The 14,932-nt window shown below is 72.6% G+C and carries 10 protein-coding genes; 7 read left to right on the plus strand and 3 right to left on the minus strand.

All coding sequences use genetic code 11. The annotated features are described in order from the left end of the window. Positions 1-25: 25 nt before the first annotated feature. A complete protein-coding gene (locus JOF41_RS15430; protein ID WP_209619772.1) occupies positions 26-187 on the plus strand; it encodes a hypothetical protein in 162 nt (53 codons plus the stop codon). Between the two features lie 50 nt (positions 188-237). Beyond that, positions 238-861, plus strand: a complete 624-nt coding sequence (locus tag JOF41_RS15435; protein WP_209619774.1) for an alpha-ketoglutarate-dependent dioxygenase AlkB family protein — start codon at positions 238-240, stop codon at positions 859-861. 94 nt (positions 862-955) lie between these two features. Here the strand turns inward: JOF41_RS15435 and JOF41_RS15440 are convergent, their stop codons facing one another. Both JOF41_RS15440 and JOF41_RS15445 read right to left on the minus strand, forming a co-directional pair. After that, complete coding sequence (locus JOF41_RS15440) at positions 956-1,399, minus strand: winged helix-turn-helix transcriptional regulator (protein ID WP_209619777.1); 444 nt, start codon at positions 1,397-1,399, stop codon at positions 956-958. Between the two features lie 276 nt (positions 1,400-1,675). After that, the gene (locus tag JOF41_RS15445) at positions 1,676-2,167 is read right to left on the minus strand and encodes a MarR family winged helix-turn-helix transcriptional regulator (protein ID WP_189227138.1); all 492 of its coding nucleotides are present in this window, start codon (positions 2,165-2,167) and stop codon (positions 1,676-1,678) included. An 89-nt stretch (positions 2,168-2,256) separates the two neighbouring features. Between JOF41_RS15445 and JOF41_RS15450 the strand changes: the two genes are divergently transcribed. Together JOF41_RS15450 and JOF41_RS15455 are read left to right on the plus strand one after the other, a co-directional pair. Beyond that, a complete protein-coding gene (locus JOF41_RS15450; protein ID WP_189227137.1) occupies positions 2,257-2,799 on the plus strand; it encodes a YceI family protein in 543 nt (180 codons plus the stop codon). 321 nt (positions 2,800-3,120) lie between these two features. Further along, positions 3,121-3,624: an ATP-binding protein gene (locus tag JOF41_RS15455; RefSeq protein WP_209619779.1), complete on the plus strand. Its 504-nt coding sequence runs from the start codon at positions 3,121-3,123 to the stop codon at positions 3,622-3,624. 51 nt (positions 3,625-3,675) lie between these two features. Here JOF41_RS15455 and JOF41_RS15460 read toward each other — a convergent pair whose 3' ends face one another. After that, positions 3,676-4,518 (minus strand): EamA family transporter, encoded by an 843-nt coding sequence (locus JOF41_RS15460; RefSeq protein WP_209619782.1) that lies wholly within the window; start codon positions 4,516-4,518, stop codon positions 3,676-3,678. Positions 4,519-4,695: 177 nt separating this feature from the next. On the opposite strand from JOF41_RS15460, the gene JOF41_RS15465 reads away from it, so the two are divergent. From JOF41_RS15465 to JOF41_RS15475, 3 genes are all read left to right on the plus strand, one after another. Further along, positions 4,696-5,316, plus strand: coding sequence for a GTP pyrophosphokinase (locus JOF41_RS15465; protein ID WP_189227134.1), 621 nt, complete (start codon positions 4,696-4,698; stop codon positions 5,314-5,316). A 498-nt stretch (positions 5,317-5,814) separates the two neighbouring features. Continuing rightward, positions 5,815-7,131 (plus strand): serine hydrolase domain-containing protein, encoded by a 1,317-nt coding sequence (locus JOF41_RS15470; protein WP_209619785.1) that lies wholly within the window; start codon positions 5,815-5,817, stop codon positions 7,129-7,131. 84 nt (positions 7,132-7,215) lie between these two features. Next, positions 7,216-14,928, plus strand: a complete 7,713-nt coding sequence (locus tag JOF41_RS15475) for a non-ribosomal peptide synthetase (protein ID WP_209619787.1) — start codon at positions 7,216-7,218, stop codon at positions 14,926-14,928. Positions 14,929-14,932: the final 4 nt, after the last annotated feature.

Here is a 14,932-nt window from a genome sequence, read left to right on the forward strand (position 1 = left end):
GACCAAAAGGGGTAAGGGACCGCCCATGAGCAACACGCCGATCTACGACGAGTTGGCCGCCATCCACCTCGCCGACCTGCCGACCGCCGCGCAGGCTCCCGCCGAGCCGCCCCCGCCGCCGGTCGCCGAGCCGTCTCCGCAGGTCCGCACCGGCGGCAGGCGACGCAAACCCGAACCGCAGGGGTAACCCCCGGTTCGAAGTCGAACAGGCGTTCGACCGTGCGCTAGGCTCGCCCCGTGTCGCAGCCTGTGCAGGGGTCGCTGTTCGGCGGTGAGGAACCCGCTCTGCGCCCGCTCGCGGACCTGCGCCGCTCGACGCTGGGCCACGGGGCCTGGGTCGACGTGCTGCCGGGCTGGCTGACCGGCGCCGACGTGCTGTTCGAGCGGCTGGCTGCCGAGGTGCCCTGGCGCGCCGAGCGGCGGCGGATGTACGACCGGGTGGTCGACGTGCCGCGCCTGCTGTGCTTCTACGGCGAGGGCGCGCCGCTGCCCGACCCGGTGCTGGACCTGGCGCGGGAGGCGCTGAGCGCCCGGTACGCCGGGGAACTGGGCGAGCCGTTCCGCACGGCCGGGCTGTGCTTCTACCGCGACGGCCGCGACAGCGTGGCCTGGCACGGCGACACGCTGGGGCGCGGCGGCACCGAGGACACCATGGTCGCGATCGTGTCGGTGGGCGCCGCGCGTCCCCTGCTGCTGCGGCCGCGAGGCGGCGGGCCGACGGTGCGGCACTCGCTGGGGCACGGCGACCTCATCGTCATGGGCGGGTCGTGCCAGCGCACCTGGGAGCACGCGGTGCCCAAGACCGCCAGGCCGGTCGGGCCGCGGATCAGCGTCCAGTTCCGCCCGCGCGGCGTCCGCTGACGCCCCCCACAGCCCCCGATTCCGCCCGGCCGGTCGCAGCGTCGCCGAAGGCACCCGGCAGCCGCCGGATCGCACGCGTCACCCGCACCGGTGACTAGGCCGAGGCGCGGGTGGTGACCTCGGCGGGGGACACCGCGGCGGCGCAGTCCTCGCACACCAGCCGGGCGCCCACGTGGCCACCGCAGTCCGCGTGCTCGGCGACGCGCGGCGGCCCCGCCTCCCCCGACAGGTGGCGGTCGCCCCACTCCATCAGCGCGACCACCACCGAGATCAGCTCCCGCCCCATCGCGGTCAGCCGGTACTCGAAGCGGCGGGGGCGTTCCTGGTACTGCACGCGCTCCAGCACCCCGTGCCCGACCAGCCCGCTGAGCCGGTCGCTGAGCACGTTGCGGGCGATCGGGAGCCGGGCCAGGAAACCGTCGAACCGGGTCACCCCCTGCAGCGCGTCCCGCACGATGAGCAGCGTCCAGCGCTCCCCCACCACCTCCAGGGCGCGGGCGACCGAGCACACCTGGCCTTCGTACGTGCTGCGCAGCATGGCGGCCATGGTAGCTCCGGTTTCTTCCCGCAACCGCCCGGCGATCAGCGCCGTTGCCCTCGAAGCGGTTGAGGGGCAACGGTTTCCGCACTGATCCGATGTGGAACGCGCCCCGGCGGCGAGGTGCGGTCCGCGGCCGTCGTCCGCTCGGGCACTTCCACCGGGAGCACCACTACCAGCGGCTGTGACCCGCGAGCGGGAGAAGGACCCGATGTCCACCAGCCGCCCGCGGCGACCGACCAGCCGTTAGGTGCCTGAGCGGTCCCAGCGGGCGGGTCAGAACTCGGGCACCTCGGCCCGCGCGCGGTCGCACTCGGTGCTCAACCCGGCGCTGATCGCGCGGCTGATGCCGTCCAGCGCCCGGAGCTGCTCGGGGGTCAGCACGTCGAACAGGTGCTCGCGCACGGTCGTGACGTGGCCGGGCGCGGCGGCCTCCAGCACGGCGAAGCCCTCGTCGGTCAGCTCGGCGATCGAGCCGCGGCGGTCCGACGGGCAGGCCCGGCGCACCACCCAGCCCTCCTTCTCCAACTTGGCCACCGCGTGGGACAGCCTGCTGCGCGAGGAGTGGCACATCATCGCCAGCTCGCTCATCCGCAGCGCCCGCCCCGGTGTCTCGGACAGCGCGACCAGGATCTCGTAGTAGGCCATCGGCATCCCGGCGTCGCGCTGGAGCTGCCGGTCCAGGTGCTCGCTGAAGGTGGTCACGGCGGTCATGAAGCCGCGCCAGATCCGCTGTTCCTCGGCGCTGAGCCACCGCACGTCTGCCATACCTCCATCATACGCGATGGTTGAACTCTCAACCAGGATGCGTTACGTTAGGTTGAGAGTTCAATCAGACCGAGCGAGAAGGATCGACCATGACCTCCACCGCGCAGATCCCCGGTTACCTCGTGGGCACCTGGGCCATCGACCCGGTGCACTCCGACGTCTCGTTCGTCATCCGCCACCTGGGCGTGTCCAAGGTGCGCGGCCACTTCGGCAGCGTCGAGGGCCAGATCGTCACCGCGGAGAACCCGCTGGAGTCGACGGTCACCGCGACCATCCACGCCGACTCGATCGACACCAAGAACGAGCAGCGCGACGCGCACGTCAAGGGCGAGGACTTCCTGCACGTCGAGCAGTACCCGACGCTGACCTTCACCTCCACCGGGGTGCGCGCCGAGGGCGAGCAGTTCTTCATCGACGGCGACCTGACGCTGCGCGGCGTGACCAAGCCGGTGTCCCTGGAGCTGGAGCCCAACGGCTTCGGCGACGGCTTCGAGGGCGCCAAGGTCGCGGGCTTCTCCGCCACCACCGAGATCAACCGCCGCGACTTCGGCGTGACCGGCGGCGCGGCGGGCGCGGTCGTCGGCGACAAGGTCAAGATCGTGCTGGAGATCGAGGCCGTCAAGCAGGGCTGAGCACTTCCCGGTCGACGAGGGCCCGCCGCGCGACGGCGGGCCCTTTTCGCGTCCGCACGCCGTGGCGTATTCCATTGGGACCGGCATCGGGGTACGTTGCCCGGCAATCGGCGTCCCGATCACCGGGGTGAACCGGAACGCCGTCACGCCCGTAAGTAGCCGTGACAGACGTGGAACCCGAAACGCTTTCGATCGGCGCTGAAGCCGCAGAGCTTAGTACCACGCGGTTCGCCCGCAGTGGTAGACCACGTGGGTGACGGCGCTCGGACGCATGGCACCATCTGGCGCAGCGCGCGTCGGACGCTGGCGAGGAGGATCCGTGTGAACGCCCAGACCGAGCAGGTCGATGACATTCGGCTGGTAGCGCTGCCCACAGCCATCAACGTCGCGGACATGTTCGTGCGCTTCTCGCTGGGCGAGTGGCGGCTGACCTCCATGCGGGACGAGGCGGCGCAGACCGCGCGCCGCCTGGTCGCGGCGGCGGTCGAGGTCGCCGAGCGCGGCATCCCCGGCTTCCTGCTGGTGCGGCTGCGACTGACCGGCACCTACCTGGTGGTCGAGGTCGAGGGCGATCGGGTGGCCATGCCGCCGGAGCTGGCCAACGCGCGCGCGGGTCTGGTCGACCTCACCGCGGGTGGCCACCTGGCGTGGTGCGAGCTGGCGCTGCCCTCGGGCATGAACGCCTCCGCCGTGCCGCTGCCCCGCCGCGAACCGCGCCGCTCCCCGGCCGCCGAGCGGCTGGGCGACGAGCCCGAAGTCGACCCCGAAGTCATCCAGCGCATCCTCTACGGCCTCGGCGGCTCGGTCCCCCACCGCCCCGAGTGACATCCCACGGGCGTGGCGGCGTCCCGACACCGGTCGGAACGCCGCCACGTCTCACCGGGACAGCGCCGCCAGCGCGACCGCCAGCACCGCCATGCCGCCCCACGACACCAGCGGCAGCCGCTCGTGCAGCACCACCACCCCCAGCACCGCCGCCACCGCGGGCTCGGCCAGGGTCAGCGTGGTCGCCGCCGCCGCGCCGGTGTGCCGCAGCCCCCGCCCGAACAGCAGGTAGGCCAGGAACGTGGTGAACACCGACAGGTGCGCCACCACCGCCAGCCCGGCCGGACTGGCCAGCCACCCCGCGCCCAGCGCGAGCAGCACCGGCGCGGTGAGCACCGCGGCGCCGCCGAACACCGCGCCGACCACCGCGCGGGAGGGGTGCCCCAGGTCGATCAGGTGGGCGCAGATCGCCGAGTAGGCCGCGTAGGACAGCCCGGCGACCACGGCCAGCGCCACGCCGACCAGGTCCACGCGCGCGTCACCGCCGCCCAGCACCAGGATCGCGCAGCCCGCCACCGCGGTCGCGGTCACCACCGGCCGGGACCGCAGCCCCAGCACGATCGGCGCGGTGGCCAGCGCCACCGTGGTCGCCACGGCCACGCCGGTGCGCTGCACCGCCGGGTAGAAGGCCAGCGCGTAGCCCGCCACGGTGACCGCGCCCAGCACCAGCAGCCGCCAGTCGGCCCGGCGCAGCACCGCGCGCGCACCGGGGGCGGTCAGGAACAGCAGGCAGCCACCGACGACCAGGCCCGCCGCGCCGACCGCCGAGGCGGGCGCGGACGCGGGCGCGAAGGCACTGGCGGTGCCGGTGGTGCCCCACAGGAAGCACGCCGCCAGGATCGGCAGCGGTCCCTGGACGAATCGAGGACGTGCTCGTACCGCAAGGGATGACACGGTTTCTCCGTTCACATCGACCGGGATCGGGACGCGAACGGGCGCACGGCCGTGGCCGGTGCGGGATGACCTCAGCTGGTGCGCCCGATCAGGCGCACGGAGGGGGCAGCACTACGTGCCAGTGGGTGCTCACGGCCGTCAGCCTAGCCCACCCGGACCACCGGTATCCTCGTGAGCATGGACGTCGGCGTCGCAGACGACCTGCTGCGGCGGTCTCTGGTGATCCACAAGTTCGCGGTCGAGGAGCTGATGACCAAGCTCCGCATCCTCAGCGAGGAGTTCGACCTCGTGCACAGCCACGACCCGATCGAGCACATCACGCAGCGGGTCAAGCGGCCGGACGCGATCCTGGACAAGCTGCGCCGCAAGGGCCTGCCCGCGGACCTGTCGCTGGCCGCGGACCACCTGGACGACGTGGCGGGCGTGCGGGTGGTGTGCCCGTTCGTCTCCGACGTCTACCGGGTGCGCGACATGCTGGGCAGGCAGAGCGACGTCGAGATCCTCAAGACCAAGGACTACATCGCCCACCCCAAGCCCAACGGCTACCGCAGCCTGCACCTGATCGTCCGCATCCCGGTGTTCCTGTCCGACCGGGTGGAGCACGTCAAGGTCGAGGTCCAGCTGCGCACCATCGCCATGGACTTCTGGGCCACTTTGGAGCACAAGCTCTTCTACAAGTACGACGACCAGGTGCCCACGGGCTTCGTGGAGGAACTGGGCCGCACCGCCGCCATCGCCGCCGAGCTGGACTCGCGCATGGAGGCGCTGCACCTGGAGGTCCAGCGCGACGAGCGCTGACCCCCGCCGCGGGGAGTCGCGAGTCGATCGCCGGGGGTGGGCCGCGCCCCCTCGCCACCCCTGGGCGGGAGTCGGTCGGGGGGACGCGGCGCGACAGGTGCTGTACTCCGGCCACCGCGTGGTGGACACTACCGACGCGCCCGGCAACGCATAGCCCCCCGCAAACGACCGGGAACTCCATTGGTTACGGCCCGGTGGACATTTTTTCGGAACCGGCTCGGTAAGGTTCGTCTAATCCCTTTCAAGACCTCCGGACGTGACGGAGGTTACTCCGCAGACCCGGCCAACCGCCCGCTCAAAGCCCTGGTATTACGAAACCAACGAGTCCAAACATGCCGTTCGAGTGAACCTCCGCAGGCCCTTCACCAACGTGCGGTTACGTGTTGACAAACCGGGAACCCTGCATTTTGATAAATGCTCCGTTCGGCGGTCGCGATGATCGTGGGCGAACCGTCAACGTGACACCGAGGCCAATTGGCTCATTCGCGAAGGACCGTGATGGACACCGATCTGATCCAGCAGCGATTAAGCGAACTGACCCGTGCGCACGGGGTTCCCGGAGCCCAGTTCGCCGTGCACCGCCACGGCCGGACGTGGACCTGCGCCGTGGGTGAGGCGAGCACCGGAACGCCCCTCACCGACGACGCGGCCGTGCCGATCGGGTCGATCACCAAGACGTTCACCGCCACGGTGGTCATGGCGCTGGTCTCCGACGGCGACCTGGAGCTGGACGCGCCGCTGTCGGACCACCTGCCCGAGCTGCGCCGGGTGGCCAGCGACCTGGGCACCCAGCTGACCGCCCGGCACCTGCTCAGCCACACCGGCGGTCTGCCGTCGGACCCCGAGGACGCGCACGGCACCTCGCTGCGCCGCCACGTGCTGGAGGCGTTCCGCACGCTGGAGCCGCTGCACCGCCCCGGCGCGGGCTTCTCCTACTCCAACATCGGCTACGTCCTGCTCGGCCACCTCATCGAGGTGCTGACCGGCATGAGCTGGTGGGAGGCCGTGGACTCGGTGCTGCTCAGGCCGCTGGGCGTGCCCGCGCGGTTCACCGTGGGCCCCGGCGCCGACCCGGCCGTGGTGCCCGGTCACGCGGTGCACCCGCGCACCCGCAGGGTGGTCCCGGTGCGCCAGTCGCTGGCCCTGGTCGACGCGCCCGCGGGCGCGCTCGCGGCCAGCGCCACCGACCTGCTGGCGCTGGGCCGGATGCTCGGCGGCGGAGCCCCGCCGCTGGTCGCCCCCGAGGACCTGGTCCTGATGCGGACCCCGGTGCGGCACGCCGAACCGTTCGGCATGGCCGACGGCTGGGGCCTGGGCATGGCGCTGTGGCAGCGCGACGGCAGCACCTGGGTGGGGCACGACGGCAACGGCGACGGCACCTCCTGCCACCTGCGCATCAACCCCGAGGACGGCACCGTGGTGGCGCTGACCACCAACGGCAGCAGCGGCCTGCCGCTGTGGCGGCGACTGGTGCCCGAACTGGCCGAGGCCGGGGTGCCGGTGGGCGACTACGACGGCTTCCGCAACCTCGCCCGCCGCATCCCGCCGCCCCCGGACTGCACCGGCAGCTTCCTCAACGGCGACACCGAATACGCGGTCCGGGCCGCCGATCGGGAACACCTGGTGCTCACCGTGGACGGCGAACCGTTCGCCGACCTGTCGTTGTTCGACGGGCTGGTGTTCGCCATGCGCGATTCCGACACCGGCGACACGAGTCAGACCGGCCGGTTCCTGCGCAACCCGCGCGACGGCGGCATCGAGTGGATACAGATCGGCGGCCGGTTGGCTCGCCGGCAGGTTCCGGAAATGGCCTGATCGGATATCCGAAGTTTGAACTTCACCATTCGTGGGTAACTGCCGTGCCCACGCGCACCGAGTCGTTGAAAGGCTCATGTGACGATGACGTCTGCCCAAGTGCTGTTTCCCGCCTTGGTGCGGGAGCAAGCGTTACGCACACCCGACGCGCCGGCGATCCTCGCCGCCGGGGAATCGGTTTCCTACGCCGAGCTGGACGCGCGCGCCAACCGGCTCGCGCACCTGCTGATCGCCAAGGGCGCCCGGCGGGAACGGGTGGTGGCGGTGGCGCTGCCGCGCTCGGTCGACAACGTCGTCGCGCGACTGGCGGTGCTGCGCGCGGGCGCGGCTTATCTGCCCGTCGACCCGGACTACCCGGCCGAGCGGATCGCGTTCATGCTCGACGACGCCAAGCCGCTGCTGGTGCTGGACGGCCCGGTGGACCTGTCCGGGCTGCCCGACACCGATCCGGGCGTGGAGATCTCCCCCGACGACCCGGCCTACGTCATCTACACCTCCGGTTCCACCGGCAGGCCCAAGGGTGTCGTGGTCACCCACCGCGGGCTGCCCGCGTTCGCCGCCGCCGAGATCGAGCACTTCGGCGTGCGGCCGGGCGACCGGGTGCTCCAGTTCTCCTCGCCCAGCTTCGACGCCTCGGTGCTGGAGCTGTGCATGGCGCTGCCCGCGGGCGCGGCGCTGGTCGTGCCGCCGCCCGGTCCGCTGCTGGGCGACCAGCTCGCCGACGTGCTGGAGGAGTACGGGGTCACGCACGCGCTGATCCCGCCGGTGGCGCTGGCGACGGTGCCCCACCGGCCGCTGCCCCGCTTCCGCCTGCTGATCGTCGGCGGCGACGCGTGCCCGCCGGAGCTGGTGCGGCAGTGGGCGCCGGGCCGAACCATGATCAACGCCTACGGGCCGACCGAGTCCACCGTGGTCACCAGCTGGAGCGGCGCGCTGGAACCGGGCGGCACCCCGCCGATCGGCCGCCCCATCCCCGGCACCGAGGTGCGCGTGCTCGACGACGAGCTGCGCCCGGTCGACGAGGGCGAGCTGTACGTGACCGGGGTCGGGCTGGCGCGCGGCTACCTCGACCGGCCGGGGCTGACCGCGACGCGGTTCGTGGCGGACCCGTTCGGCGCGCCCGGTTCCCGCATGTACCGCACCGGCGACGTGGTGCGCCGCGGGGACGACGGGCAGCTGGAGTTCGTCGGCCGGGCCGACCACCAGGTCAAGATCCGCGGGTTCCGGGTCGAGCCGGGCGAGATCGAGGCGCTGCTGCGCGAGCACCCGGCGGTGCGGCAGGCGGTGGTGGTGGCGCGCGACGACCACGGCGGCCCCAAGCGGCTGGTGGCCTACGTCGTCGGTGACACCACCGGGCTGCGCGAGCACCTGGCCGCCTCGCTGCCGGACTACCTGGTGCCGTCGGCGTTCGTGGCGCTGGAGTCGTTCCCGCTGTCCCCCAACGGCAAGCTCGACCGCGCCGCGCTGCCCGCGCCGGTGTTCGGCGACGCGGAGCCGGAGGGGTACGTGGCGCCGCGCACCGACGCCGAGCGCGAGGTGGCGCGGGTGTGGTCGGAGGTGCTGGGCGTGCCGCTGGTCGGCGCGGAGGACGACTTCTTCGCGCTGGGCGGCGACTCGGTCCTGGCCGCGCGGGTGGTGGCCAGGCTGGGCCGCGGACTGCCCGCGCGGGCGCTGTTCGACGCGCGCACGGTCTCCGCGCTGGCGCGGCTGAAGCCCACGGACGCCGCTCCGCTGCCGCGCGCGCCGCGCGGCGTGCCGCTGCCGCTGTCACCGACGCAGCGCAGGCTGTTCTCCCTCGACGGCACCGCCGAGCACACCACCGGCATCGGACTGCGGCTGAGCGGGCCGCTGGACGTGCCACGGCTGGCCGACGCGCTCGACGCGCTGGCACGGCGGCACGACGCGCTGCGCACCACGTTCGACACCGCCGACGGCGAGCCCGTGCAGCTGGTCGCCGCCGAGGGTGAGATCCCCCTGCGGGTGGTCGACAGCGACGACGTGGACGGCGTGCTGGCCGCCGAGCTGGCCGAGCCGTTCGACCTGCGGAAGGGCCCGCTGACCCGCGCCGTGCTGGTGCGCACCGCGCCCGAGGAGCACGTGCTGCTGCTGGCCCAGCACCACATCGTCACCGACGGCTGGTCGGTGGCCCTGCTGGTCGACGAGCTGGCCGACCTCTACGCCGGGGCGCGCCCGCCGGAGCCCGCCGCCCAGTACCCGGACTTCGCGGTGTGGGACGCCGCCCGCGACGACCTCGCCCCGCACCTGGAGTTCTGGCGGCGCAGGCTGGACGGGGTCGAGGCGCTGGACCTGCCCACCGACCGGCCGCGCCCGCCACTGCGCACCACCTCCGGCGCGGTGCTGCGCAGGCCGCTGGACGCCGAGCTGGTGCGGCGGCTGGCGAGCGTCGGCCGAGCGCACGACGCCACCCTGTTCATGACGCTCACCGCCGCCGTGCAGGTGCTGCTGTCCGCTCGCAGCCGCCAGCGCGACATCGCGGTCGGCACGGTCAGCTCCGGTCGCGAGCGCGCGGAACTGGAGCGGGTGGCCGGGTTCTTCGTGCGCACGCTGGTGCTGCGCTCGTGGGTCGACCCGGAGCTGCCATTCACCGCGTTCCTGGACCGGGTGCGGGCCACCACGCTGGAGGCCCTCGAGCACGACGCGGTGCCGTTCGACCGGCTGGTGGCCGAGCTGCGCCCCGACCCCGACCCCAGCCGCGGCCCGCTGGTGCAGGCCGTGGTGGCGTTGCAGCAGCCGCTGCTGCGGCGCACCAGGATGGGCGAGCTGGAAGTGCGCGAGCACGACCTGCCCCGTCCGTCGGCCCGCTTCGACGTGGTGGTGGAGTTCTGGCCGCGCGACGACTCGCTGGTGCTGACCGTCGAGTACAACACCGACCTGTTCGACGCGGCGACCGCGCAGGGCTTGGCCGAGGACCTGGAGTCGTTGCTGCGCCTGGTGGTCGAGGACCCGGACCGACCGCTGGGCCGCCTGGTGGAGCTGGACTTCCCGCCCGACGACGGAGTGCTGCGCGTGCGCGGGCTGCGCGTCGATCCGACCGAGGTGGAGCGGGTGCTGCTGCGCCACGACGACGTGTCCGCCGCCGCCGTGGTCGCCGACGGCGACCGGCTCATCGCCTACGTCACCCCTGGGGCGTCCACGCCCGGCAGCGCCGCGCTGCGCGGCTTCCTGGAGCAGGTCCTGCCCGCGCACCTGGTGCCATCGGCCTTCGTCGTGGTGCCGGAACTGGACCGGGACGCGCTGCCCGCGCCACCGCCCGAGCACGACACCCAGGCCCGCTACGTGGCCCCGCGCACACCGGTCGAAGCGGTGCTGGCGGGGGTGTTCGCCGAGGTGCTGGGCGCCAGGCGGGTGGGCGTGCGGGACAACTTCTTCGCGCTGGGCGGCGATTCCATCCTGGGCATCCAGGTGGTCACCCGCGCGCGGCAGGCCGGTCTGGTGCTGACCTCGCGCGACATCTTCACCCACCAGACGATCGCGGCCATCGCCCCGCACGTCACCCGCGACCTGCCCACCGCGGCCGACCAGGGCCCGGTGACCGGCGAGGTGCCGCTGACCCCGGTCCAGCGCTGGTTCCTGGACCGCCACACCGTGCGGCCGGAGCACTTCGACCAGGCGGTGGCGGTGGAGTTCGACGCCGACGTGGACCGGGGCGCGCTGGCCACCGCGGTGGCCGCGCTGGTGGAGCACCACGACGCGCTGCGGATGCGGTTCCACCGCGACGCCTCCGGGTGGCGGCAGGTCAACGCCGCGCCGCAGGCCGCGCCCGATCCGTCGTGGGGGCCGCTGCTGCGCGCCGAGGTCGTCGGTCCGCGCCGGGTCCGGTTGACCGCGCACCACCTCGTGGTCGACGGCGTGTCGTGGCGGGTGCTCAGCGAAGACCTGATGACCGCCTACGAGCAGGCCCGCCGGGGCCGGGCCACCCACATCGGGCGCAAGACGACCTCGTTCCGCGAGTGGGCGCTGCGGCTGGCGGAGCACACCGCCTCGGGCGGGTTCGACGACGAGCTGCCGCACTGGGCTTCGGTCGTCACCGAGGCCGCCGACGTGCCGCGCGACCGGGAAGGCCCGAACACCGCCGGTTCCGAGCGGGTGGTCACCGTGCGGCTGTCGGAGCGCGAAACCGCGGCGCTGCTCAAGGACGTGCCCTCGGCGTACCGGACGCAGGTCAACGACGTGCTGCTGACGGCGCTGGGTCGGGTGCTGGCGGACTGGACCGGGCGGCGGCGCGTGCTGGTGGACCTGGAGGGCCACGGCCGCGAGGAGCTGTTCGACGGCGTGGACCTGTCCCGCACGGTCGGCTGGTTCACCACGATCTTCCCGGTGGCGCTGGAGCTGCCCCGCGCTGAGCGGGGCACCGACTGGGGCGGGGCGCTCAAAGCGGTCAAGGAGCAGCTGCGCGCGGTCCCGCGACGCGGCATCGGCTACGGCGCGCTGCGCCACCTGGCGGGTCGCGAGCTGGCCTGCGACCCGGACGTGAGCTTCAACTACCTGGGCCGGTTCACCGCCGAGCAGCGGGACCTGGAGCTGTCCGCCGACCCCGCCGCGCCCCGACCGCACCTGCTGGACGTGGTGGGCAAGGTGCAGGACGACCGGCTGGAGTTCTCGTGGCACTACAGCCGCAACGTCCACGACGACGCCACGGTGGCACGCCTGGCCGAGGAGTTCGCCGCCGCGCTGCGCGGCATCCTCGTGCACTGCGCCTCGTCGCGGACCGGTGGTCTGACCCCGTCGGACTTCCCGCTGGCGCGGTTGACCCAGGAGCAGGTCGACCTGCTGCCCTCGGACGTGGAGGACGTCTACCCGCTGACCCCGATGCAGGCGGGCATGGTCTTCCACGGCCTGGGCGACTCCAACGCCTACTTCCAGCAGACCACGTTCGTCGTGGACGGTGTGCCGGACTCGGCGGCCTTCGCCGCCGCCTGGCAGCGGGTGGTCGACCGGACCCCGGTGCTGCGCAGCTCGGTGCGCTGGCAGGACGTGCCCGAGCCGGTGCAGGTGGTGCACGCCGGTGTGCGGGTGCCGTTCACCTTCCTGGACTGGAGCCGGTTCGACGCCCGGCGACAGGCGGAGGAACTGCGCGGCCTGCTCGACCAGGACCGGGCGCGGGGCCTGGACCTGACGCGGGCGCCGCTGATGCGGGTGACCATCGCCCGGCTCTCCCCCGACTCCGTTCGGGTGCTGTGGACCTTCCACCACGTGCTGCTGGACGGCTGGAGCGTGTTCCAGGTGCTCTCCGACGTGCTGACCCGCGAGGAACTGCCGGACCGCCGCCCGTTCCGCGACTACGCGGCCTGGCTTGCCGAGCAGGACGACGAGGCGGCCGAGCGGCACTGGCGCGGCGTGCTGGGCACGTTCGACACCCCCACCCCCCTGCCCGCCGACCGCCCGGCCACGGGCCCCACCTCGTCGTCCGCGCGGTTGCCGGTGTCGCTGACCGAGGCCGAGTCGGCGCGGCTGTACGAGTTCGCCCGCGAGCACCGGCTGACGCCCAGCGCGGTCGTGCAGGGCGCGTGGGCGCTGCTGCTGAGCCGGTACAGCGGCAGGCGCGACGTGTGCTTCGGCGCGACGGTGTCGGGCAGGCCCGCCGACCTGCCCGGCGTGGACGGGATCACCGGCATCTTCATCAACACGCTGCCGGTGCGCGTCCTGGTGGACGGGGCCGCGCCGGTGGCGGACTGGCTGCGCGGGCTGCAGGCGGCGCAGGTGGAGTCGCGCCGGTTCGAGCACGTGCCGCTGACCCGCTTGCAGGCGTGGAGCGGGGTCGAGCCCGGCGCCGCGCTGTTCGACAGCGCCGTGGTGTTCGAGAACTACCCGACCGAGCTGGCCGACGAGATGGGCCTGCGCGAGCTGGAAGCCGTGGAGACGACCAACTTCGCGCTCAGCGCCACGGTGTACCCGGCGCGGCGGCTGGAGGTGCTGCTCGGCTACGAACCCGCGATGTTCGACGCGGCGACCGTGGAGCGGCTGGGCGAGCGGCTGCGGACCCTGCTGGTCAGCCTGGTCGCCGATCCGGACCGGCCGGTGGGCGGCGTGCCGTGGCTGTCCGAAGCGGAGCGCGAGCAGGTCTTGGTGGAGTGGAACGGTGATGTGGTCGACGCGCCCACCGGCACCATCCCCGAGCTGTTCGCCGCCCAGGTCGCCCGCACCCCCGACGCGGTGGCGGTCACCTGTGAAGGCCGCCATCTGACTTATGCGGAGCTGGACGAGCGGGCCAACCGGTTGGCGCACCACCTGATCGGCCTGGGCGCGGGTCCGGAACGCCTGGTGGCGTTGAAGTTCCCCCGCTCGCTGGACCTGGTCGTCGCAGTGCTGGGCGTGCTCAAGTCCGGCGCGGCCTACCTGCCCATCGACCCCGACTACCCCACCGAACGAATCACCGCGACGATCCAGGACGCACAACCCGTGGCGGTCCTCGACCACATCCCGGACACCTCCGACCAACCCGCGACCGATCCCGTGGTGGCGCTGCGGCCGGAGCATCCCGCCTACGTCATCTACACCTCCGGCTCCACCGGCAAGCCCAAGGGCGTGATCATCCCGCACGGCAATGTCGGCAGGCTGTTCTCCGCCACCCGACACTGGTTCGACTTCGGCCCCCAGGACGTGTGGACCCTGTTCCACAGCTACGCCTTCGACTTCTCCGTCTGGGAACTATGGGGACCACTGCTGCACGGCGGCCGACTCGTCGTGGTGCCGCACGCGGTGTCCCGCTCCCCACGTGACTTCGCCCAACTACTACGAGACGAGAAGGTCACCGTCCTCAACCAGACCCCCTCCGCCTTCTACCAACTCACCGCCGAACAACCCCAAGACCTGCACCTGCGCTACGTCATCTTCGGCGGCGAAGCACTCGACATCCGCAAACTCCACAACTGGAACCACCCCGCCGCACTGATCAACATGTACGGCATCACCGAAACCACCGTCCACGTCACCCACGCCCACCTCCACCACGACAACACCATCGGCACCCCCATCCCCGACCTGCGCGTCTACCTCCTCGACGACGACCTGCACCCCGTACCCCCCGGCGTCATCGGCGAAATCTACGTCGCAGGCCCCGGCCTGGCCCGCGGCTACCTCAACCGCCCCGGCCTGACCGCCTCCCGCTTCATCGCCAACCCCCACGGCCAACCCGGCGAACGCATGTACCGCTCCGGCGACCTCGCCCACTGGCACAACGGCCAACTCCACTACCACGGCCGCGCCGACCACCAAGTCAAAATCCGCGGCTTCCGCATCGAACCCGGCGAAATCGAAGCCGTGCTGCACGCGCACCCGGACGTCCGGCAGGTGGCCGTGGTGGTGCACGAGGACCGGCTGGTCGCCTACCTGGTGGGCACCGCCTCGGCCTCCGCGCTGCGCGAGCACGCGAGCCGGTCGTTGCCCGACTACATGGTGCCCACCGCCTTCGTCGCACTCGACGCCCTACCGCTGAACAACAACGGCAAGCTCGACCGCGCCGCCCTCCCCGCGCCCGAGCGCGACGCGGTCACCTCCGAGGAGTACGTGGCACCGCGGACGGAGACCGAGGAGGTCCTGGCCGCGATCTGGGCGGAGGTGCTCGACGTCGACCGGGTCGGCGTGGAGGACAACTTCTTCTCCCTCGGCGGCGACTCCATCCGCAGCCTGCGCATCACCGCCCGCACCAAGGAGGCGTTCGGCGTCGACCTCTCACCGCGGGATGTCCTGACCGCCCGCACGGTGTCCTCGCTGGCCGACCTGGTCGAGGAACTCGTGCTGGCCGAACTCGAAGCCCTCGTCGACCGGGAAGCGTGACACA

This window comes from Saccharothrix coeruleofusca, from assembly GCF_017876325.1.
In the GTDB taxonomy this organism is placed as follows: domain Bacteria; phylum Actinomycetota; class Actinomycetes; order Mycobacteriales; family Pseudonocardiaceae; genus Actinosynnema; species Actinosynnema coeruleofuscum.